The organism is Mycobacterium sp. 94-17 (assembly GCF_035617725.1).
In the GTDB taxonomy this organism is placed as follows: domain Bacteria; phylum Actinomycetota; class Actinomycetes; order Mycobacteriales; family Mycobacteriaceae; genus Mycobacterium.
The window spans coordinates 1-479 of record NZ_JAPIYN010000090.1 but is presented as its reverse complement, the minus strand read 5'-3'; the positions used below and the strand labels follow the sequence as shown (position 1 = coordinate 479).

At 62.2% G+C, this 479-nt stretch carries 1 protein-coding gene; it reads left to right on the top strand.

The genetic code is table 11. The annotated features are described in order from the left end of the window. Positions 1-479, top strand: a 479-nt coding sequence (locus OQ789_RS25785) for an IS630 family transposase (protein WP_324689255.1), incomplete at both ends; no start/stop codon positions are given.

Here is a 479-nt window from a genome sequence, read left to right as displayed (position 1 = left end):
CGCTCAACCGCACCCAGCCGATCTTTCCGATGCTGCCCGGCACCCCGGCACGCGCTAGCCATGACTACGTCCGCCACGGCACGTCGAGTCTGTACGCCGCCCTCGATCTCACGACCGGCAAGGTCATCGGCGCCCTGCACTCTCGTCATCGGGCCACAGAGTTCCTGGCGTTCCTCAAAAAGATCGATGCCGAAGTCCCCGACGACCTCGACGTGCACCTGGTCCTCGACAACGCCTCGACGCACAAGACCCCAGCGGTAAAGCGTTGGCTGACAAACCATCCCAGGTTCATTCTGCACTTCACCCCGACCAGTTCCTCATGGCTTAACCTCGTCGAACGATGGTTCGCCGAGCTGACCACCAAAAAACTGCGCCGCGGCACCCACACCTCAGTCCGCCAACTCAACACCGACATCCGCGCTTGGATCGACACCTGGAACGACAACCCCCGCCCTTACATCTGGACCAAGACCGCCGAC